Source organism: Sphingobacterium haloxyli (assembly GCF_002980525.1).
In the GTDB taxonomy this organism is placed as follows: domain Bacteria; phylum Bacteroidota; class Bacteroidia; order Sphingobacteriales; family Sphingobacteriaceae; genus Sphingobacterium; species Sphingobacterium haloxyli.
This window is the reverse complement of sequence record NZ_PVBQ01000012.1, coordinates 111641-133401: the sequence shown is the minus strand read 5'-3', so window position 1 is coordinate 133401 and position 21761 is coordinate 111641. Positions and strand designations below refer to the sequence as shown.

16 protein-coding genes and 1 tRNA gene are annotated in these 21761 nt (G+C 42.3%); 5 read left to right on the top strand and 12 right to left on the bottom strand.

The window, feature by feature from the left end; translation table 11 throughout:
* Window positions 1–59 precede the first annotated feature (59 nt).
* Complete coding sequence (locus tag C5745_RS14855) at window positions 60–1490, top strand: amino acid permease (RefSeq protein WP_243403363.1); 1431 nt, start codon at window positions 60–62, stop codon at window positions 1488–1490.
* A gap of 173 nt (window positions 1491–1663) precedes the next feature.
* Here C5745_RS14855 and C5745_RS14850 read toward each other — a convergent pair whose 3' ends face one another.
* Window positions 1664–2524 (bottom strand): aminotransferase class IV, encoded by an 861-nt coding sequence (locus tag C5745_RS14850; RefSeq protein WP_105717788.1) that lies wholly within the window; start codon window positions 2522–2524, stop codon window positions 1664–1666.
* Window positions 2525–2542: 18 nt separating this feature from the next.
* Window positions 2543–3577 carry an RluA family pseudouridine synthase gene (locus C5745_RS14845; RefSeq protein ID WP_105717787.1) on the bottom strand — a complete coding sequence of 345 codons (1035 nt, stop codon included), beginning with the start codon at window positions 3575–3577 and terminating at the stop codon, window positions 2543–2545.
* 51 nt (window positions 3578–3628) lie between these two features.
* Here C5745_RS14845 and C5745_RS14840 point away from each other — a divergent pair, with 51 nt between their 5' ends.
* Window positions 3629–4516 (top strand): 1-aminocyclopropane-1-carboxylate deaminase/D-cysteine desulfhydrase, encoded by an 888-nt coding sequence (locus C5745_RS14840; protein WP_105717786.1) that lies wholly within the window; start codon window positions 3629–3631, stop codon window positions 4514–4516.
* A gap of 10 nt (window positions 4517–4526) precedes the next feature.
* On the opposite strand, the gene C5745_RS14835 is transcribed toward C5745_RS14840, so the two are convergent.
* Window positions 4527–5165 carry a carbohydrate-binding family 9-like protein gene (locus tag C5745_RS14835; protein ID WP_105717785.1) on the bottom strand — a complete coding sequence of 213 codons (639 nt, stop codon included), beginning with the start codon at window positions 5163–5165 and terminating at the stop codon, window positions 4527–4529.
* Window positions 5166–5176: 11 nt separating this feature from the next.
* Window positions 5177–6280, bottom strand: a complete 1104-nt coding sequence (locus tag C5745_RS14830) for a phosphotransferase enzyme family protein (protein ID WP_105717784.1) — start codon at window positions 6278–6280, stop codon at window positions 5177–5179.
* A gap of 248 nt (window positions 6281–6528) precedes the next feature.
* Here C5745_RS14830 and C5745_RS14825 point away from each other — a divergent pair, with 248 nt between their 5' ends.
* Window positions 6529–7851 carry a hemolysin family protein gene (locus C5745_RS14825; protein WP_105717783.1) on the top strand — a complete coding sequence of 441 codons (1323 nt, stop codon included), beginning with the start codon at window positions 6529–6531 and terminating at the stop codon, window positions 7849–7851.
* Here the strand turns inward: C5745_RS14825 and C5745_RS14820 are convergent.
* Complete coding sequence (locus tag C5745_RS14820) at window positions 7848–8693, bottom strand: GH25 family lysozyme (RefSeq protein ID WP_105717782.1); 846 nt, start codon at window positions 8691–8693, stop codon at window positions 7848–7850. The two genes, C5745_RS14825 and C5745_RS14820, sit on opposite strands and share 4 nt — an antisense overlap.
* 186 nt (window positions 8694–8879) lie before the next feature.
* Here C5745_RS14820 and C5745_RS14815 point away from each other — a divergent pair.
* A tRNA-Ser gene (locus C5745_RS14815) sits at window positions 8880–8964 on the top strand.
* A 519-nt stretch (window positions 8965–9483) separates the two neighbouring features.
* Complete coding sequence (locus C5745_RS14810) at window positions 9484–9915, top strand: cold-shock protein (RefSeq protein WP_243403362.1); 432 nt, start codon at window positions 9484–9486, stop codon at window positions 9913–9915.
* 88 nt (window positions 9916–10003) lie between these two features.
* Here the strand turns inward: C5745_RS14810 and C5745_RS14805 are convergent, their stop codons facing one another.
* From C5745_RS14805 to C5745_RS14775, 7 genes are all read right to left on the bottom strand, one after another.
* The gene (locus tag C5745_RS14805) at window positions 10004–10198 is read right to left on the bottom strand and encodes a cold-shock protein (RefSeq protein ID WP_105717781.1); all 195 of its coding nucleotides are present in this window, start codon (window positions 10196–10198) and stop codon (window positions 10004–10006) included.
* 4 nt (window positions 10199–10202) lie between these two features.
* Window positions 10203–11339, bottom strand: a complete 1137-nt coding sequence (locus C5745_RS14800) for a DEAD/DEAH box helicase (protein WP_105717780.1) — start codon at window positions 11337–11339, stop codon at window positions 10203–10205.
* A 342-nt stretch (window positions 11340–11681) separates the two neighbouring features.
* Complete coding sequence (locus C5745_RS14795) at window positions 11682–12743, bottom strand: fatty acid desaturase family protein (RefSeq protein WP_105717779.1); 1062 nt, start codon at window positions 12741–12743, stop codon at window positions 11682–11684.
* A gap of 395 nt (window positions 12744–13138) precedes the next feature.
* On the bottom strand, window positions 13139–15148 hold the full coding sequence (locus tag C5745_RS14790) for a DUF5689 domain-containing protein (RefSeq protein WP_133166357.1): 2010 nt from the start codon (window positions 15146–15148) through the stop codon (window positions 13139–13141).
* Window positions 15149–15151: 3 nt separating this feature from the next.
* Complete coding sequence (locus C5745_RS14785) at window positions 15152–16303, bottom strand: endonuclease/exonuclease/phosphatase family protein (protein WP_165793104.1); 1152 nt, start codon at window positions 16301–16303, stop codon at window positions 15152–15154.
* Between the two features lie 25 nt (window positions 16304–16328).
* Window positions 16329–18080, bottom strand: coding sequence for a RagB/SusD family nutrient uptake outer membrane protein (locus C5745_RS14780; protein ID WP_105717776.1), 1752 nt, complete (start codon window positions 18078–18080; stop codon window positions 16329–16331).
* 32 nt (window positions 18081–18112) lie between these two features.
* The gene (locus C5745_RS14775; protein WP_105717775.1) at window positions 18113–21682 is read right to left on the bottom strand and encodes a SusC/RagA family TonB-linked outer membrane protein; all 3570 of its coding nucleotides are present in this window, start codon (window positions 21680–21682) and stop codon (window positions 18113–18115) included.
* Between the last annotated feature and the right edge of the window lie 79 nt (window positions 21683–21761).

Genomic DNA, 21761 nt, shown 5'->3' with positions numbered 1-21761 from the left:
GTTGATACTACAGCGGTTTTATTATTTTTACCCTATCAACAGACTTGAACAACAACATATTGAAAACAAATAATTCGGAAGACAATAAACAGCTTAAGCGCGGGCTAAGCAATAGACATATACAATTAATTGCACTAGGCGGTGCCATTGGCACGGGTCTATTTTTAGGTGTAGGACAAGCCGCTGTCTTGGCTGGTCCATCGGTTATACTCGGTTATGCCATCGCGGGAGTCATCGCATTTTTTATCATGCGGCAATTGGGTGAGATGGTAGTGCATGAACCTGTTTCGGGCAGTTTCAGCTATTTTGCCAATAAGTACTGGGGACCGTTTGCCGGATATGCTTCGGGCTGGAATTATTGGGTCCTTTATCTATTAGTCAGTATGGCTGAACTGACAGCTATCGGCCATTATGTACAGTTTTGGTGGCCGGAAATCCCATTATGGGTATCTAGTTTGTTTTTCTTCATCGTAATCAACGCGCTCAATCTGGCTTCGGTAAAGGTATACGGTGAAACGGAATTTTGGTTTTCCATTATCAAAGTAGTGGCTATTATCGCCATGATTCTTTTTGGTTGCTACCTGCTTATAAGTGGGAAAGGCGGAGAACAAGCTACAATAGAAAACCTGACCAACGACGGAGGGTTCTTCCCAAAAGGTTGGTTATCAAGTAATGAGAGTGGTGCTTATCAGGGGCTTTTAGCTGCGTTGGTCATGATTATGTTTTCCTTTGGGGGACTGGAATTAGTCGGCATCACCGCCGCAGAAGCTGAAAACCCCGAAAAGAACATTCCGAAAGCAACGAACCAAGTGTTATGGCGTATCCTCATTTTTTATATTGGTTCATTACTGGTGTTGTTTTCGCTCATGCCATGGCGCAATATCACGCCCGAAACAAGTCCGTTTGTAGAGGTTTTTGCCAGTCTAAAGGGTTTACAGTTTGAGCTTTTTGGCACAATGTATTATTTTACAAATATCATTGCAAACGCATTGAATGTTATTGTGCTTACAGCGGCACTTTCGGTATATAATAGTTGTGTATACAGTAACTCGCGTATGCTTTTCGGTCTAGCCGAGCAGGGCAATGCTCCTAAGTTTCTTACGAAATTGAACAAGAACTATTCTCCTATTAATGCCATATTGGTTTCCGCCGGATTAGTCGCGGTATGTATTGTCATCAATAAGTTGGCGCCGGAACGGGCATTGGAGGTATTGATGAGTTTAGTCGTTTCATCTCTTGTCATCAACTGGATTATGATATCGTTAACACATATCTTTTTCAAAAGAAAAATAACCGAGCGACTGGAAACCTCATCATTTCCCACACTCCTATACCCTATCAGCAACTATATATCTCTTTTTTTCTTATCAGGTGTACTGGTTATGATGTGGTTTACCGGGTTGAAGATTTCGGTAGAGTTGATACCTATCTGGCTAATATTGCTATATATCACCTATCGACTGGTGCAACGCAAGAAAGGCCCGGCATAGTTTCATCAGGAAACTTCCTTTAAGACAAAAACATCAAGCGTTTCCTAAAAACTGCATATGCATTTAAAGTAAAATGCATATGCAATTTACCAAAAACGCATATGCATTTTTTTTAAATTTGCATATGCGTTTTCTTATATATTCCTAGTTTTTGACAAAAAGATCGTTAGACTTTAGTTCTCTCCCCCTTCCTCGCCCCACGTTTGCAGTTTCTCTTGAAGGATTCGGGAGATTTTATTAAAGTAGCGCTTCTGTTTGTAACCCATAACCCACTGCACGCCTTGAACAGCGTTCGTACAGAAAATTTCGTCCGCTTCTTTCATAATTTCAGGACTTATTTGTGCTTCAACGACGGGGACACCTTCGTGCTCCGCCATTTCCATAACTACCTTTCTCATCACACCGTTCACACATCCCTCCGTTAAAGCAGGTGTATAAAGGATCTTCTCATAGTAGATAAAGATATTGGATATTAATCCTTCACATAGGTTTCCCTCTTGATTCAGAAGAAATACCTCATCGTAGGCAAATTTCTTTTTGTATAAACCCGCCATTACATAAATCAACGCGCTATTTGATTTGAGATGTGATAAATCACTATACGGTTTTTTAAAATCGGTATACAAGTCGATAATGAGTCCTAATTTTTTATCTCGCAATACAGGCGGCATCCGAGAAACCTGTACAACATATACCGGTTTATTAGTTTCTGGCGCGTAAGTTCCTCCGCCTGCACGATAAACGACAAAACGCACACGTACTTGTTGGCCAAGCATGTTATTTTTTCTGATCAGCTCTTCTGTTTTGGAGCGAATAAAAAAAGCATCGAACTTCGTATATTCGTCTAATTGCAACGTTTGCATTCCCTGTTGCAGGCGTTTGACGTGAAGATCTAGGAACCGTATGTCCCCATCTTTCCATAACATGGTTTCAAATAGTCCGTCCCCATAGCGCAAAGCACGGTTATCTATGGTTGCAATTTGTTGATTTTCGGCAATAAGCTGCCCATCAAAATTGATATATTGTAAAGACATAAATTTTTCCTATTTAAACTATCGGTCTGTCGACGCGACATAAGACCGCCATTTCTCCAAAACCGCTTGAAAGTCGGCAGGAAGTGGCGTTGCAAAATGCATATGTTCTTTTGTTCGGGGATGAATAAAGCCCAACGATTCTGCATGCAATGCTTGCCGAGGCAATAACTCAAAACAGTTGTTTATAAACTGCTTATACTTGTTGAATACTGTTCCTTTTAGAATCTTGTCGCCTCCATATGACCCGTCCGAAAACAGCGGATGACCCATAGATTTGAGATGTGCACGGATTTGATGCGTTCGCCCTGTTTCCAACGCGCATGCTATTAACGTGACATATCCCAAGCGCTCTAATACCGTATAATGTGTCACCGACCATTTGCCCTTTTCGGGATCGTCATACAATTCCATTATCCGGCGGTCCTTCGTGTTCCTTCCGATATAACCGGACACGGTGCCGTCCTCGGTGATATCTCCCCAAACTAACGCCAAATATTTTCGATTTATTGTATGGTCAAAGAACTGTTTTGCTAAAAAGGTCATCGCCCATTCATTTTTTGCTATTACCAGCAGCCCTGAAGTGTCTTTATCGATACGGTGTACCAGACCTGGACGCCCGGTATTGCCTGGCATAGTGGGTAGCTGGTTCAGATGGTATGTCAGGGCGTTAACCAGCGTACCCGTGTAATTGTTGTAGCCAGGATGGACGACCATACCTGCTTCCTTATTTACTAATAGCAGGTCATCGTCTTCGTAAAGAATATCAAGCGGTATATTTTCTGGGTATACTTCTGTATCACGGGGCGGATCTGGTAAGACCATCGTAACTACATCCAATGGCTTTATTTTATAACTCGCTTTTGCTAATTTTCCATTTACAAAAACCGTCTCGGCATCTATGGCATTTTGGATACGACTTCTAGAAGTGTTTTCTACCCTGTTCATCAAGAACTTATCGAGCCGCAATGGGGCTTGTCCTTTATCGGCTTCAATCCGATAATGTTCAAAAAGCTCTTGCTCGTCCTGTTCGTGAATATCCAAATCTACTGCCATCACGCAAAAGTATTGAAATCCTTCAAAATCTACTAACTTTGGCAAAAGTATATGTTGGATTTTGATTTTTACAGCCCCGAAGAGGAGATTGCCCTTCCATTCTATAAAGAGCGTGGCGTTCGCGTATTTGTCAAACGAGATGACCTCATACATCCGTATATCTCTGGAAATAAGTGGCGGAAACTAAAATATCCGTTACAGCAAGCGAAAACAGCGGGCAAAACGCTATTAGTGACCTTTGGTGGAGCATGGTCCAACCATTTATTAGCCACGGCATGTGCAGGAGCTAAATTTGGATTTCGTACGTATGGGTTTGTACGCGGAGATCAAATAGACAATCCGGTGCTGCAATTGTGTCAACTTTTCGGCATGAAATTACATTTTGTTGATAGAGAACGGTACAGAGATAAGAAAGGCCTATTTAACCTGTACTTTAGGGACTCTCGCGAAGCCTACTTTATTGACGAAGGAGGTTACGGCACATTAGCCGCTCAGGGATGTAGTGAAATAGCAAACGAAATATGTCGTACCTATGACCACTTTTTCTGTGCATGTGGCACCGGAACTACCTTAGCTGGTTTGGCCGATGGCGTAGCTATGCGTCAGTGGAAAACCACACTACATGGCGTTCCCGTCCTCAAGGGAGGTAGTTTTATCCTCGATGAGATCGCCAACCTCGGTATAATAGATGCTGCAAATGTACGTCTGCATTTAGATTACCATTTCGGTGGGTATGCGAAGACCAAACCGGAGCTCATCGAATTTATAAAGACCTTTACGCGCCAAACCTCTATCGTGGTGGAGCCCACGTATACTGGAAAATTATTTTATGCGGTACACGATTTAATTGGCCAGGAACAAATAGCTAGCGGCTCAAAGGTGTTAGTTATCCATTCTGGTGGATTAACTGGACTTTTGGGAATGTTGGATCGGTTTTAATCGACCGACGTTATTCGAAAATAATTTCTCCAAAAAAATCCGGTAAATGGAAATTTGGTGTGGGATGCTCTATTTTACTCCAAGACAAGAAATGAGGGGTCGGCAAACCATCGCCGCATTTGTAAAAATTGGCATGCGCAGTTAAACCCCGCAAGCTGTCTATTTTATCATTTACAAACACCGCCGCTGGAATCACAAGGATAATATTCCATTTCTTTTTGCCATCAACATTCACAACCGTTGTTGCAGTTTTAACTGTTGTCGTTATCGCTGGGTCAAGGCGCGCTCTTTCCTCTTTTCTTTGAGGACCGGTACCTATCAATCCCGTTCCCAACACATTGAATTCGATGTTGTAATAGCTAGCTTTTTTGTCAAAAGAAACAAAGAACTCCACACAGCTGTCCTCCCATACCGCTTCGTTAATGTGAACATACCGCGCCTTAATAAATTCTTCCTGAACACCGTAATGGATAAATATTCTTTGACTATCGTGTGCTACCTGAAAACTCACCTTGGGCTTATATGAAAATTCTGCCCAGTTTACACAAGCTATAGCATGCCATGGCAATGTTTCCATCTGTTCGCTTAACGCGTGATAAGCAAAGTTTTCGAGTGCTATATCGCGGTATGGTATCTGTAAACTGGACATCGTATTCTCATTTATACATTAACACTTTCGTTCAAAATGGAAGCGAGCTTACTTTGATGCAACTCCATTTCCCGCACTAATTTAAGTTGTGCTTTCGTTCTAACCAAATTATGTGTACGATAATGTATTTTATAATACGTGTCGCCGTTTAAATAATCTGTAACAAAACGAACAGCTTGCATGAAGGGTAATAGAAATACACCGTGAAGTAATGACGTCATTTCTTTCTCTGTCAAAAAATCGCAGGCTTTGCTCATATAGCCCTGTGCATAGGCTCTAAACAATGAAATATTCAATACTATTTTCTCGGTATCAGGCTCATCTTCTGCTGCCGAATTAATAATCGTACGAATAGCATCTCCGAAATCGTAGGCTACATACCCCGGCATCACTGTATCCAAGTCAATTACACACTGTACACGATCGTGCTCGTCGAGTAACACATTATTAAATTTTGTATCGTTGTGCGTGATACGCAATGGCAAATCTCCATTCTGCCCCATCAACAAAACAGTACGCATTTGCTCCTCCCGCGCCAAGATGTAATCTATTATATCTTGCACCTCGTTTACACGACCGACAGCGTCATCTTCTATAGCTGTGCGCAAATTGCCCATCCGAAAGTCGATATTATGGAAATTCGGTAAAACCTCCACTAATTTACCTGGGTCAAGGTCAGACAGTTGCTTTTGGAACTCGCCAAACGCCTGTCCTCCTGAGTGCGCTTGCGCCTCCGTTTCAACGATATCGTAACTTTTTGTGCCTTCTAATAAAATAAACATCCGCCAGAAGCTGTCGTTTTCATCTTGGTAGTACAAGGGCCCCTTATGAGTTGGAATCAACGTTAAGGTTGATTTCTCCACCTCCTCTTTTCCAAGGTGTGACAATTTCTGTTTCAGATGCGCTAATACGATTCTTGTGTTTTCCATCAACCCCGCTACATCAGCAAAAATTTGCGTATTAATCCGTTGAAATAGATAGCTTTTACAATCAGTTTTTACACGATAAGTATCATTAATGTGCCCTGATCCAAAACGTTCTACGCGAATGATATTCCCTTCTATATCAAAATGAGAAGCAGCGCTTAACACATTACTATTTTTTAATTCAAACATTGGAAGATTTAAAAAAATTTAACACGAACCATGTTAAACGTTGCCAATATCTACAAATAAATCAATAAATAAAAACGTTGTCTTAAAGCAAACGTTTGTTCTTTCTTTAATTATTTATCTTAAAATCGGATTAGAGAAAATTGATGATTTACAAAAGCTGTTGACCAGCGACCCTTGCTTTCCAGTTTTTTTCAGAAGCGTGCGCGACGCTGAAAAAGAATTTGTAATTTAGAGGTTAAAATAGCTTTATGCTGACAGAGATTATTATTATTATAGCGTTAATTATATTTAATGGAATACTATCGGCTTCCGAAATAGCGATTGTGTCAAGTCGAAAGGCGCGTCTCCAAGCGGCAGCAGAAAAAAACAAGTCTGCGCGGATAGCTTTAAATTTAAAAGAGAACCCCAACCGATTTTTATCTACTATCCAAATTGGAATTACCTTGGTCGGTATTCTAACGGGTTTTTTTAGCGGCGGAACGATATCATCTTACCTAGCCGCTGTATTTGGCCAAGTATCGTTTATGGCTCCCTATAGTCAACAGGTAGCTATCATTGTTGTGGTGTTTATCATTACTTATCTTTCCCTAGTCATTGGCGAACTCGTCCCCAAACGGATCGGTATGGCGATACCAGAGAAATACGCATCATTTGTCGCTACGCCGATGCTGTTTTTAAGTAAATTTGTCAAACCATTTGTCTGGCTGTTAAGCGTTTCTACCGACGCGCTTGTTCGCTTATTGAATATCAAGGTTTCTAAGAATACTGTTACAGAAGAGGAAATCAAAGCGCTCGTTGACGAAGGCGTAATGAGCGGCGTCATTGAGAATTTTGAACATGACTTTGTGGACCGTTTGCTTGTATTAGGGGATAAACGCGCTATCAACTTAATGGTGCATCGCTCCGATATCGAATATCTGGATTTACAAAGTAGTTTTGAAGACAACAAAAACATTATCCGACAGTCTGAACACACCGAGTTCCCCGTCGTAGATGGAAGCTTCGACCAGGTAAAGGGTATTATTCATGTTAAGACGTTTTTAAAAAAATACATCGATAATAAACCGATCGACTTGAAGGCGCTGGTAAAGCCCATTCCGTTCGTCAACGAAAATACATCAGCTTACAATATTCTAAACGTTCTAAAAAACGGCAGGGCACAATTAGCCGTTGTCATCGACGAATACGGTATACCCCAAGGGATTGTATCTATTAAAGATATTGTACGCCAACTTTTCGGTGACATGAACAACGATGAGAAACATTCAGATGCCCTTATCCGCAAACGGGAAGATGGTTCGTATATAATTGACGGAAGAATGCAGCTAGACGATTTTCTGGAATATTTTCAAATCGATTTGAGCGAAGCAGAAGAAGATGATATTTCGAATGTTACCACTTTAGGGGGATTGATATTTCTTACGCTGGACCACGTACCCGAAGAGGGCGAATTTGTCCATTTTAAAGAATACAAGCTGGAAGTAATTGATATGGATGGGCACCGGATCGATAAGGTTTTGGTTATTACGCCTCCTTCTTCACCTAACCATATAAACGAAAACCAGGATTAGTAGGGTATTGTCAATTCTTCTAATTCTTCGATACTACCCCTGAACATATTAAGGTCCACATTTCCCTGTATACCTCGCACGAAACCTCGTTCGGAGAATTGCCAAAAGTCCCAGTGTTTTTTAGGTTTATCCACCCAAAAGTTGTAGTTGGCTATCCACAATATGTAATCGGAAAACTCCTTTTCTAAAAAATCAGTAAAATAGCTATCTCCAGAATAAAGTATGGGTTGGATTCCGTAATGTTTCTCGACCTCGCCCAGCCACCGCTTCAGTCCGACTTTCAACGAGTCCATAGATTGCTTGCGGGGGCGCTCCTCAATATCCAAAACCGGAGGCAGGTCACCCGGCCTCAGCGTAACGGTGTTTATAAAGTTACGGGCTTGGCGAATTGAATTTTCGTTGGGACGGAAATAATGATAGGCTCCTCGGAGTTTCGCTCTACTTTGTGCTGCTTTCCAGTTCACGTCGAAGTGTTTGTCCTTCGCCTTAACACCCATTGTAGCGCGAATAAATACGAAGTCGATCGGTATTTGATCGTATATAGTGTTGATATCTATCCAACTTATATTGCCTTGATATTGGGATATGTCAATCCCATATACATAAGAATCGTACTTCTCTATTAAATTAATATTGCGCTTTTCGTGCTCGCTAGTGGTATGCTTGTGCGTTGATTCCTCCGGAAAAACCCAACTTTTTATAGTATAAGAAAAATCTGTTGTATAATATAATAGCGTAAAACCGCTTAACATACATAGCGGTACAACGACACTCCAGACCAAATATCTTTTACGTTCTTCGCTTGCTTTCGTCCTCCTTCCAACAGTTTTCCTTCTTGTCATATCTGGTCGTGAAAATAGTTCATTTATTTTTTATTGGCAACGGAAATATGCACACTAAGGCATGTTCAGCATCGTATTTTGCCGGTTGATAAAACATTTGAAAATAATCCACCTCATTTTCAAAGGGTAATGTCCAAAGGCGAAAATAAGTTTTGCGAAACGGGTCGGAATTTCTACTTTTGTCGCGGAGAGTTGGCAGAGTGGTCGAATGCGGCGGTCTTGAAAACCGTTAACTGTCACAGGTTCGGGGGTTCGAATCCCTCACTCTCCGCAGAGCTTCAATCAAAAGATTGGAGCTTTTTTTATTTATGAAGGCTTTCTTAGGCGCTGCCCGAGGGATGAGAACAGCAGGGTTGGGCGGGGTTCGATCCAAAGGAGGTTTAGGATCGAGACTGGGGATTGCGGGGCTAAACCAATCCCTCACTCTCCGCAGAGCTTCAATCAAAAGATTGGAGCTTTTTTATTTATGAAGGCTTTCTTAGGCGCTGCCCGAGGGATGAGAACAGCAGGGTTGGCCGGGGTTCGATCCAAAGGAGGTTTAGGATCGAGACTGGGGATTGCGGGGCTAAACCAATCCCTCACTCTCCGCAGAGCTTCAATCAAAAGATTGGAGCTTTTTTATTTATAAAGGCTTTCTTAGGCGCTGCCCGAGCGCTTTGCTAAAATTGCTTTTGCGATTTTAAATCCGTATATTTGTGTACATTTCACAAAGGCATCTATCTCTTATCCTTGAGCAATTCGCTTCTTATAAGATTTACACCTTATTATTTTATAATTTTAACCCCTTTTAATGTCAAGAAATCAACTTACATTCAAGAAAAAAGAACGTGCTAAAAAACAGCAACTGAAAAAGAAAGAAAAACAAGAAAGAAGAGAACTCAATAAGTCTGAAAACAACAAAGGCAAACCATTGGAAGAAATGTTCGCCTACGTGGATGAGTTTGGTAATATTTCCGATACACCACCAACGCAACCGTACAAATTTAAAGAAGAAGATTTAATTCGTCCAGCAGATACAGAAGACGAATATCTTTATGGCAAAGTTTCATACTACAATGAGGTTGGCCACTACGGTTTTATTAGGGACAATTTAAGTAGGGAAACAGTCTATTTTAACGATAAGCTAGCGGGCATGGTTTTGGCTGTAAATCAAAAGGTAAAATATAAATATATTCGTACGAAACAGGGAAATCAGGTCTCCGAAATCGAATTGGAGTCTTAATCCTCGACTTGAAACAAAAAATGGCGAGCTAAAGCTCACCATTTTAATACGAAAAGTAGTCTAATCTTACAATTAGACTATCCTATCACTATCTCGCTACGCGAACATTCACTGCGTTAAGCCCCTTTTTACCTTGCTCAACATCATATGTTACGCTATCGTTTTCGCGTACGTCATTGACTAAACCTGTTGAGTGTACAAAGATGTCTTGACCACCATTGCTTGGTGTAATAAAACCGAAACCCTTGGTAACGTTAAAGAATTTTACTGTTCCTTCTTGCATTGTATTAATTGTTTATTGATAAATTATTATTTTTTCCGGCTATCGGTAATTGAAAGCCTATTAGTTTTTGAATTTTTAACAGTGTTGGCTTCTCCTCTTCACTACATAAAGAGAGCGCTTTTCCTTCTTTCCCTGCCCTGCCCGTCCGACCAATACGATGCACATATGTTTCCGAATCAACTGGCAAATCGTAATTGATAACGAATGGAAGCTCTTGGATATCAATCCCCCTAGCGGCAATATCCGTGGCGATTAATATATTGACTCCACCATTTTTGAAAGAAGACAACGCCTTTTGTCTGGCCGTCTGCGATTTGTTTCCGTGAATACAAGCAGCTGATATTCCTCCTCTACCCAATATCCTTGCTAAACGGTCTGCACCATGTTTTGTGCGTGTAAAAATTAAAGTTTGAGTGACACGACCATCCCGCAAAACGCCAGCCAAAAAAGCAGCTTTGTCCTTTTTTTCGACAAAGGAAACAGACTGCACAATTTTCTCAGCTGTAGATGACACAGGGGAAACATTTATCTCCGCCGGGTTGTGAAGAATAGTATTCGCAAACTTGCGGATTTCATTTGGCATAGTTGCCGAAAAGAATAAGGTCTGTCTTTTCTGAGGAATATACTTTAAAATACGCTTAATTTCGTGCACAAATCCCATATCCAACATGCTGTCTGCTTCATCCAATATTAAGACTTGAATTTGGCCAAGGCTCACATGACCTTGGTTGATTAAATCCATTAATCTACCCGGTGTCGCAACAAGCATGTCTACGCCTTTGCGTAGCCGTTCTACTTGAGCAACTTGGGAAACGCCGCCATAGATCGCCAAGCGATTTACACGAATGTTCTTACTGTATTGTGCGACGCTTTGGTCAATCTGTATTGCCAGCTCCCTAGTAGGGACAAGCACTAACGCACGGGGCATATTATATTTCCGGGTATCTGATGCCAGTAAGTTAAGGACAGGCAAAGCAAAAGCAGCAGTTTTTCCTGTTCCCGTTTGGGCGCAGCCTATAATATCTTTACCTTTCAATATAAGGGGAATTGCCTGCTTCTGTATCGGAGTAGCGGCGGAATATCCTATATCATCAAGGGCCTTTATAATGGGATCTATTATCCCGAAATTATTAAAACTCATTTCGTTTAATTTATGACTGAAGTCTATCCTGACATAAAAATTCGGGCAGATTATCAATCGTATGTCTCGACAAGACAATATTTATCTATAAGAGAACATATTTTTGTTTGTTAACAGTAATATATCAAGATGTTCAGATCAGAGGATTACGACGCCAATCAGCACTAGTGCTGTCTATATTTATGATAACTTAACGGAAACTGAAAAAGCTAAGAGTGACGGCGAAAGCTAAACTAACGGTATCAAAAAGAGCGTCGACAGGACCTAATGTCGTCAAAGATAATGCTAATTATTTGTAAATAAAAGACTTTTCATCACTTTTGGATATTCGTATCAATTAAATTATCTAGACATCGCCTGGATTACCCTGACATGCGACATAAAAGCTTGTCGAAAAGACCTAAACTCAATATACTGAATATTGTATTCTTTACAGGTCTGCTGTACAATCTTGTTGATCGCAGGATAGTGCACATGACTAATCCGAGGAAAAAGGTGATGTTCAACTTGAAAATTAAGTCCCCCCAATAACCATGTCAACACATTGTTCTTTGTAGCAAAATTAGCTGTGGATTGAATCTGATGAATCATCCATTCCTCTTCCACCTTCGATTGGTCGATGGTTTTAAACTCTGTTTCAGAAACAACATGCGCCAACTGGAAAACAGTCGCTAAACTGATACCACAGACAGCTCCAGCAATCCCCCATCCGATTAATGTGGGTAGCCATCCCACATATACAATTGGAATAACGACAAACATTAAAAAGTGCAACACTTTGCTGGTCCAAAAGATAATCCTTTCGCGCAGTGGGAAGTGGAATCGAGTCGAGCTCCCCCCCATCTTCTGCCGAAAATATTTTTCATAATCCTGATAGAAAATCCAAGCTAAATAGGAAACACCATATAGGAAAATAAAATAAAACGATTGGTAACGGTGATGCTTCTTCAATTGCTGATCGTGGTGAATCCGCATAAATTTAACTTCGATATCATGATCCTCGCCATCGATGTTGGTGTAGGTGTGATGCGCGATGTTGTGCTTAAGCTTCCAAAAATAGATATTGCCTCCTAATAGGTTTAGGGTATAAGAGAGTACGGTATTCAGATTTTTGTTTTCAGAGAATGAATTATGCCCCGCATCATGCATGATATTGAAACCAATCGCGGCAAGGTTAACTCCGAACAGCAAACAAAGTACAATACCGACGGCCCAATGCGGTTGTACAAAAACTAAAACCGTATATAGCAGCGTGAAAGTGGTTAACAGGACTGCTGCTTTAATAAATATTCGTCTATTTCCGGTTTTCTTTTTATATGTACTGCTGAAATAATCGTTGATTTTAAATTTGAGGGATTTTGAGAACAATGTATTGACATTGTTGAACTTAATGGATGAACTCATTGAATGTGTAAAATGGTATTGATCTTCTGTTTATTGTCTAGTCTATTCGGCTAGTATTTTTTTGTAAATATAGTGGTTTAATCTCAACAATCATTTAGCCAACAGTTAAATGATTGTTAAATAAATGATCGGAGACTATAGTTACCATGGATATATCAACGCGAAAGGGTTCAGATTGATCTGAACCCTTCCATGCTTCTCTACTTCGTATCTTTTCTTTCCGTTTCTATGTTTCTTTTTTCGAATAAACCCTTCGCTTATTCTTTGCAGATACATTTCGTAAAGCAAGCTTTTATTTTAAACGTCAGCTCTTTTGGAGAGCTCACCGTTTTTTTGCTTCTCTTTTATATTAAAAACGCTCGAATTGATATTATATTGTTGATAGCATTATTTTTTTATTTATTATACCTTATCGAGAAATGTCCCAAACGACTTGTCGATCCGGGAACAGCTATATTGCCACCATTTACCGAAGTATTATTGATATTCAACAATCTAATTTTAATACTCGGCTTATTAAGAAGCTCATTTGGCAAACTATAGGTGAACATTTTGAGGCCGGCAGTAACATTTTGCACCTGATTTGCGGCAATTTGTCCCGTAAGCTGATAGTTCGCTATTCGGTTCCAGCTTTCACCATCTAACGAATATTCAACAGCAAAATCCCTAGGTCCTCCACCAGTGCCTGTACTACTGACGCTAACAGCTTCAAACTGTAATGAAAGCGAAGAGGTAATGCCCAACGTAGAAACGTTGTCCATGATCCAATATCTACCCGTTCCCCAGGAGTTCACATTATACGACGATTTGGCGATAACCGTATTGGCACCTGATTTATCTCCTCGGTACTTATCAATAAGATATATCCCATTCAATGTATTAGCAGCATAAAAACCGGTACCCTCATCCTTTTGAAGGGTTGCGTCTGCCGGTCCTGTCGTCGGTGGCAGGTTAGGTGTCCCCTCTGGGAATCCTGTTGTTGGTCCAAGTTCCCATTCTACTAATATTTCGGAAAATCCATTTGCCCGATTTGCATGGATAGCAATATCTGATTCTTCAAGATGCCGTATAGAATATTCACCTAAGTCGCCATACGCGCTATTCCTAATTTTAACCACCAATCCTGTAATTGTCCCAGAACCTTTCGGCACACTATTCCGACGGTACGCGACTTCCCGATTGGTAATGAGATACATATCGTCGCCCCGGATGTCTCTTATAGGAGCCGGATAGTGCTTCGTCGCGTGATCGCCATACGATTGCGTAACATAATATTCATGAAAGTTACTATACCCTCCATGTGGAATAGCAAACTCCACATCCTTCAGCGTGACAAGTGATAATAGATAATCTTCCGTCAAATCACTCATATATAAACTTTTCGGAGAAAAAACTGGATCAGGTTCGCTTGCCAATATATTAGCTGTACTTATATTTCTAATGACTCTATAGGAAACACCACCGTCCTCAAATGTTTCTATTTGGGCACCGTCTAAGAGCAAACTCACTTTATCATATTTTTTAAGCGGAAGACTTCCAACCGCCTCAAAAGCTAATGCCATACTGTTTTCATCTTGGATAATATAGGTGTTCTTTCTAAAATTATCCGACGCCCCTGTCGACACAATATTTCCCCTAACAGCAATATTTTCATCTATTACGCCCAGTGGTAGTTCTTTTACATAGCCAAAAGTCTGTATTTCCGGTGGTCCATCGTTGCCACTTGCCATTTGGGTAACAGTTATCTTATCCCACACATCTTCGACGTCTTCATTTGTGTCTTTATAAGACAAAATTATCGTCGCCGTCCGCTCCGCTGCCACGGTGTTTAATGCTGTCTGAAATTTAAGTACTTCCGCTTCAACGTTTATACCGGCGATCCAATTTTCATCTGCCTCCTGTTCATAAAGGACCTCGATACTGATTCCGCTTGCCGGGATGTTGGTGTTTAACTTGATCTCGTGCGTTCGCGACCGCGATCCTACCTCTATTTCCGCCTGTTCCAATTCCAGTATCGGATCGGTAGCCAATTGCGTAAATTCAATTTTATGATATTTTCCGTCCTTAGTCGTTACGATAAAAAATGCTACCGTTCGGGGTTCAACCGCATCGTTTTCGTCATAAGACACCCGCAATTGACCATCACCCGTACCTGTTTCATTCTCTATATTCAGCCAAGCAGCATCGATACTTCCCACTTTCCATGTCGTATTAGACGTGATATCAAGAGAAACAGTACCACCCGTTGCACGGACAACCGGGTTTAGGTTGCTAACCTCTAATGTATCGGGCGCTTCTAACTCTTTGCTACAGCTCCCGATGATCATTAGTAAAAAGAATGTCGATACCGCCAAAAAGATATTTGATCGTATCTGCTGATCATATTTTTTATTCATCATCATCATCGGTTAATTTGTTGATCTTTTTATTTCGATGTATGTCGGATAATGGTCGGAAAACTTGTCGGTATAGGCCGACTGTATAATATCTGAATAGACAACGGTATTTTTTACATTGTCGCTTACAAAAATGTAGTCTAGCCTCGCTCCCTCGTTAGGTCCGTTCGACGATACATTATCTACCGGCCATGTAGGTTTAAATTCCTTATGGAGCAGCGGATAGGTGTCATGGAAATTGTACGTCGAGAGCGTGTTGGTAACCGTATGATCTCTATTGGCATATCGATATCCCGGACCGTAGCTGTCACGGTCAAATGTATTATGGTCATTTAAATCACCGCCGACGATAATAGGAACACTGGCATATAGCGCGGCATCATCCATGATGATTTTTACTTCGTCTTTACGGGCAATCTGATGAACATTCCGTTCATTATCTAATTCATAAGGACAAAGGTGGATAGAAAACACTCTCATGCCGAACGTTTCACCAGTTACATAACCGTGATGCAGCACGCCGGTTTGAACTACTTTTCGAATATCTTTAATTTCCGCTTTCGACGTGATACCTGTCGGAATACCTACCGTCTTTGTCAAAACAGCATAATCATGTCCATAGGTTTTGGCGAATGTCGCAAAGGTGGCATCTGTAAAGTGCATCATCTCTTGAAACAGGATAATATCTGGATCATAGATCCTGACCCATTCGGCAAATTCCTGTCTCTGCTGGGCATTATTTTTAAAGCCTTCCTGTATATTATAACTCATCACTTTCAAGACATCTTGATCAGACAGGGTGACGGAAATATCGTTTTCTTGCTTCTGTTTGACATCAAGGTCTACCTTCTTCGAATTATGTCCAGGAGCAGTAATCGTAGCATAGCCTTTTGTAGTATGACTCTGATCTTCGAGTTGTATCTCTCCTTCATCATCCGTATAGCCTTCCCCTACCCGAATATGTTTGGGTGCCAGCTGCCGATACGACACAACATAAGCGTCCTCAATAGGCTCTCCCGATGCATCTGTCACCTTAAACGTCAGCAAGGTTTTTTCCTCATCATTCTCCCGAGCAAAAGGACCGGGATCGAACTCTCCACTACTTTTGCATCCCACCAACATGAGGAATATAAAGGTGAGTTGCATTATATTTCTTATTTTCATTTTTTCGCTTCTCAGTTTCATCGTCTTATCCTCCAGTTTTATTCCAACCATCATTTTGCTCTAGGTTGTCGTTTAACAGTAATTCGTCTAACGGGATAGGATATAGGTAGTCTTTCTCCTCATCCCATTTCTTTGTGATATCCGGAAGATTAACAATCCGTCCGCCATTCCGACCGTTTTCCAGCACCAACTCGCCCAGCCTTTGGTATTGTCTGCCTGGCACAGGAGTAGGCGCACTACCTTCATAAATCACCAAATCGATTACGCCATCCTGATCCAGATCATACTCTCCTGCACCCGGGAAGTACATACCGTAAAATGGTCTCGCCAGTCGCGCCCCTTCTTTCCACCGCATCAAATCACGGTAGCGATGACCTTCCTTCACAAGCTCTACTCGGCGTTCACGACGAATTTCCAGAAGCACACCCGTATTCGCGCCTTTCGTCACATGTGGATATTCGGAAAGAAGAAACGGATCCGGGTTGGCATTCGCCACGTCTACGTTGAGATTAGGCATATCCACACGATCACGCAGGAGTTTAATGCTCCGGTCGACATCAGGCTGTAGTAAGGTGCCTAGTTCCGCCTTGGCTTCTGCATAGTTCAACAGTACCTCCGCATAGCGAAATATGGGCATATCATTGATATTGCGACCCTCGTCATACGCGGGGGACAAGATATACTTAACATATTGGTAGCCTGTTACGCTGGTCGCAAAATCCGGCACCGACGTCTGGTTGCTCCCAATCCGCCTGTATCCCGGCGTGCGGATGGTCTGCGCCATACGCGGATCCCGGTTCTGGGTTTCCTCGTAAAACGTCATCGTTTCATATCCTGGAATGTCCGTGAACCGTGTTCCGTCCGCCATCAAATAACTGTTGACAACAGACTTTGTCATTCCGGGTCTGCCAAACGAAGCGGAGAGGATATGAAAATTAGCCGTATGAACCAAAGGGACGGCTTCCGTATATTGACGAGCCAGAATCATTTCATCCGGGTTCGCCTCTTCCGCGGTAAATAGCTCCTGGTATACGGCATTCGGATTACCGGTATAAATACGGTACACACCTGCTTCCATCAGCTGCTCTGATGCACGGACAGATTCTTGCAAGATCTCCTCCCAATCACCCAAGCCATGGTATTTCCGGAATGTCCCTTCAAACAAGCACATCCGTGACTTCAGTGCCAATGCGGTCCATTTGGTAATCAATTGTTCACTTTTCTGCTCCCTGCCGTGCTCAATCGCAAAATCAATGTCCTCAAGCATTTTATCAAAAACAAATTTTCGCGAGTCCCGAGGCTTTTTAAGTTTTTCGTCATCTACGCCTAACACCGCGTCATACCAAGGTACATCGCCAAAGCGCACGACTTTATCAAAATAAAAATAGACCCTAAAAAATCGGGCTACCCCATCATACAGTAAACGAGCCGCTTCATCTTCACATTGGTGGGAATGCGCCAGATAAATATTGATGCGTCGTAAGGCGCTCCAAGACCATCCTCCACCACTTCCCGGTGTGATACGGGTTCCGCGAAATTCGTCCGGTAACGTGTTACGAGCCTCATCATCCGCCTGATGTGGGTTATTGTAATGGATCGCCAACGCATCAGGCAATTGATCGTAAAACGTGTTCGTATAGTTTTCAAGCTCTTTCGCATTACGAAAATAGTTTTCTGGTGCGAGTTCTGCCAATGGATAACGCTCTAAATAACTATCATTACAGGAGAACATCAGCCCCATTATGCATATGGCTATATAATGAAATATCTTCTTCATCTTCTATTCAATTTTTAATGCTGTTACCTTGACTAAAAAGTTAATTGTGCGCCAAACGAATAAACTCTCCCCATAGGATAGTTTCGACCGGTCGGGTCAGACATTACATCTTCCGGATCGAGATAGTCCGTTTTCAATTTCGTCCATGTATGGAGATTTTCTCCTCCTACGTATACCCGCAGTCGATTTACTTTGATGCGATCCATCCATGGTTGAGGCAACGTATAACCAATGGTCAAGTTGCGCAGTTTTAGATATGCGAGGTCTTGCAAATACATATCATTAGCAACCGACAGTTCGGCGTTCTGAGCTGTATACCCACGTAAGAACGGGAAGTAAGCGTTAGGGTTCTCGGGAGACCAGACCTTGCTAGGGAAATCAACTGGGATAAACGAGTCATACGGCCGCGAGTAAACCGACCAGAATGCCTGACTATTTGGATCTGGATACCAGTGTCGACGTCCAACACCCTGCAGAAATACTGTTAAATCAATACCATTCCAATCACCGCCTAAGGTCAGTCCATAGGAATAGCGTGGCAAACTATTTCCGATAATCCGTCGGTCACCAGGATCATCTAAGGTATTGGCTCCCGTATTAATGATACCGTCACCGTTGAGATCCATGATCTTGATATCCCCGGCCTGCAACATGCGAAGTTCAGTAGTAGGTGCCTGTACCCGACGTCGGTTAATTTGATCTTGATTCACGATAGAAGCCCAAGCCTGTGCTTCTTCTGTTGTGCTGAAGAACCCATCATACGTATATCCCCAGATTTCGCCCCAACGTTTCCCCACATAATGGGAACCGAGGTGCCCATCGGGATTATCGAACTTGGTAATATGCGCTACGTAATCGGACAAAACACCACGGATATTATAGGAAAATGGCTTTCCGGCCAATTGAAAGCGATCATTCCACCCGATGGACAGGTCGAACCCTCTTGTGCGCAGATCCGCTGCATTTATACGGGGCTCGCCGGCACCAAACACTCCCGGCAGCTGCTGGCCCACGCTCAACATATCCCGCGTATCGCGGATATAGAAGTCTGCTTCTACAGATAACCGGTTTTGTAACATATTCACATCCAACCCTAGATTACTCGTCGTAATGCTTTCCCATGTCAGCGTATTGGCTACTGGTGCTGGCGGATTAGTTGTGTTGAGTCGTTGTCCACCAACCAGATAATCAAGCTGCCCTGTTCCCATCGACGCGATATATTCATACGTGCCCACTTCTTGATTCCCGAGAGAACCGTAAGATGCCCTAATTTTCAAATTATTGATCGTCGGACGTATGTTGTCAAAAAAAGGTTCTTCACTAAGACGCCATCCCGCAGAAAAAGATGGAAAAAAACCAAACCGGCTATGCTGCGGGAAGCGTGATGTCCCGTCGTAACGGCCACTCGCTTCAAAGAGATATTTTCCTGCGAAATTGTAATTAAATCGATAAAAACCTCCACGAACGGCCCATTCGTCTGCACCCCCACTGAATCGCCTGTTTCCCACAACCAAATCCAAGTCGTTCAGCGATTCAGAAAGCAGATCGTCGCCGATACCACCAACACGTTTGTATGTGCGGTCTTCCTGGTTAAATCCTAGAGTAGCACCAAGGTAGTGCTCACCAAACGTCTTTTCGTAATTGCCAAAAACATTGATGATATTCCAGTGAAACTTACTCATGGTTTCATTCAGGCGGTCAAGTGTGAGTGCGCCTAAATTACTGCGCTCCAGGACACCTGGAAATTTAGAATAATACTGTGGTGTATGACGATATGAATATTCCGAACGATACTCCCGGTACGAGTAATTAGCCGTAAGTGTCAACCCATCCATCAGCTTAAACCGCGCTTCCGTGGTATTGGTCATCTCCGTTCCATTGTTGTATCCTTTCATCGTACCACTTTCCAAGGCATTGTGCATACCGTAACCAATAGGATAGCTGTTGATTCCCGAATAGCCGGTCAGCGTACCATCTGGATTTCTGGGCACATACGCAGGGTGGTATTGATAAATCGGGTCATTACTCACGCCGTTTTCTACGGTATTGAAATTGGTACCCAATCCATGCCAATCGTACTTGGATTTAAAGAAATGGGTATTGTTGCTTACCGTCAGCCATTCTTTCACATCGCTCTCTACTTTTGCGCGTAGATTATGTCGTCTATACTGGTCGGGCCTGACATTGAAAATCCCCTGTTCTTTTGAAGTGGCACCGGTTAACGAATAGCGCGTTTTATCACTTCCGCCAGATATAGTAACATTATGTTCTTGCTTAGGCCGGTTATCGCTATAAAAATAATTGAACCAATCAAAGTTTCCGTAGTAGCGATACATATCCTGTCCGCTAGCATTCTGTTTTATCACCACCCAAGGGCGATCAGGATGCTCCGTCTTGTCGTTAACCCGCGCCCAAAGTTCATCATAGTCTTCATCAGAATAGCGAGTTGTTCCGTACCCTAACGCATTATACATCGCTTCGTCATTGATTTTCGCATTCCAATATCCCGAGGTAATAAAGTCGGTATTTACGGCATGCCCCGTATAGCCCACATTTGTCGTATAGGAAATATTTGTTTTGCCTTCTTTGGCACTTTTAGTCGTTACCAAGATAACCCCAAATGCTCCACGTGCTCCATACACAGCTGCCGCGGAGGCATCCTTCAGTACCGTGACGGATTCCACATCATTCACGTTGACACGATCTAATGTCCCTAAAATACCGTCAATCAGTATCAACGGGCCACCTCCATTAATCGAGGTTGTGCCCCGAACGTTGACGCTCCCACTTGTACCCGGCCTTCCGGATCCAAAAGTTACATTAACATTTGGTATAGTTCCCTGTAATGCTTGGGTAAGCTGCGTTATCGGACGCTGTTCGAAGTCTTCACCAGAAATTTGGCTCACGGCCCCCGTCAAGTTTACCTTCTTCTGGGTACCGTATCCTACCACGACCACCTCGTCCAAATCCGCAACTTCTTCCACAAGTTCTATTGTCAATGCTTTGATGTTTTCAATCGTTATTTCTTGTGTTCGATATCCGATCAGAGACACAACGAGCGTTTGTCCTACTTCAGCTGCGATTTCAAATGCTCCGTCAATGTCCGTCATCGTGCCGATAGAAGTACCCTTGACTCCAATGGTCGCTCCGGCTAAAGCCTCGCCTTCTTCGTCACGCACTACGCCGGAGACCCGCTGTTGTTGGGCGGGCGAATGGGGAAACGTCTGTCCGCGTTCCACTGGTCGCGTCCGGTTAACAATAATCGTATTTTCATCCAGATTAAAATCAAACGGTAATCCATGCAGCAGTATTTGCATGGCCTGTTCAAGATTGGTCTTATCGGCCTTGATGTTATCTACCTTAAAACCGCTGACTTCGTTATGTTTATAGAAAAGGTAGTATCCTGTCTGGCGACTAAACTCTTTCAAAACATCTTCTAACAAAACATCGCTCGCTTCATAGCTCACCTGTTGCGAATAACTCTTAGCGCTTAAAAAGCACGTGCCAAGTATCATAAATAATACCGTAAGTCGCATAACTTTAAAACGCTGTGACGGATAAACTTTACGGAAAGGAATTTTCCATAAATCGTTTAAATTCATATTTTTGAAATAATTAAGTAGTGAATTGATGTATTCGATTTTTCAATCTAACTATTTGATTAACGGCGGTAGTGTAGCA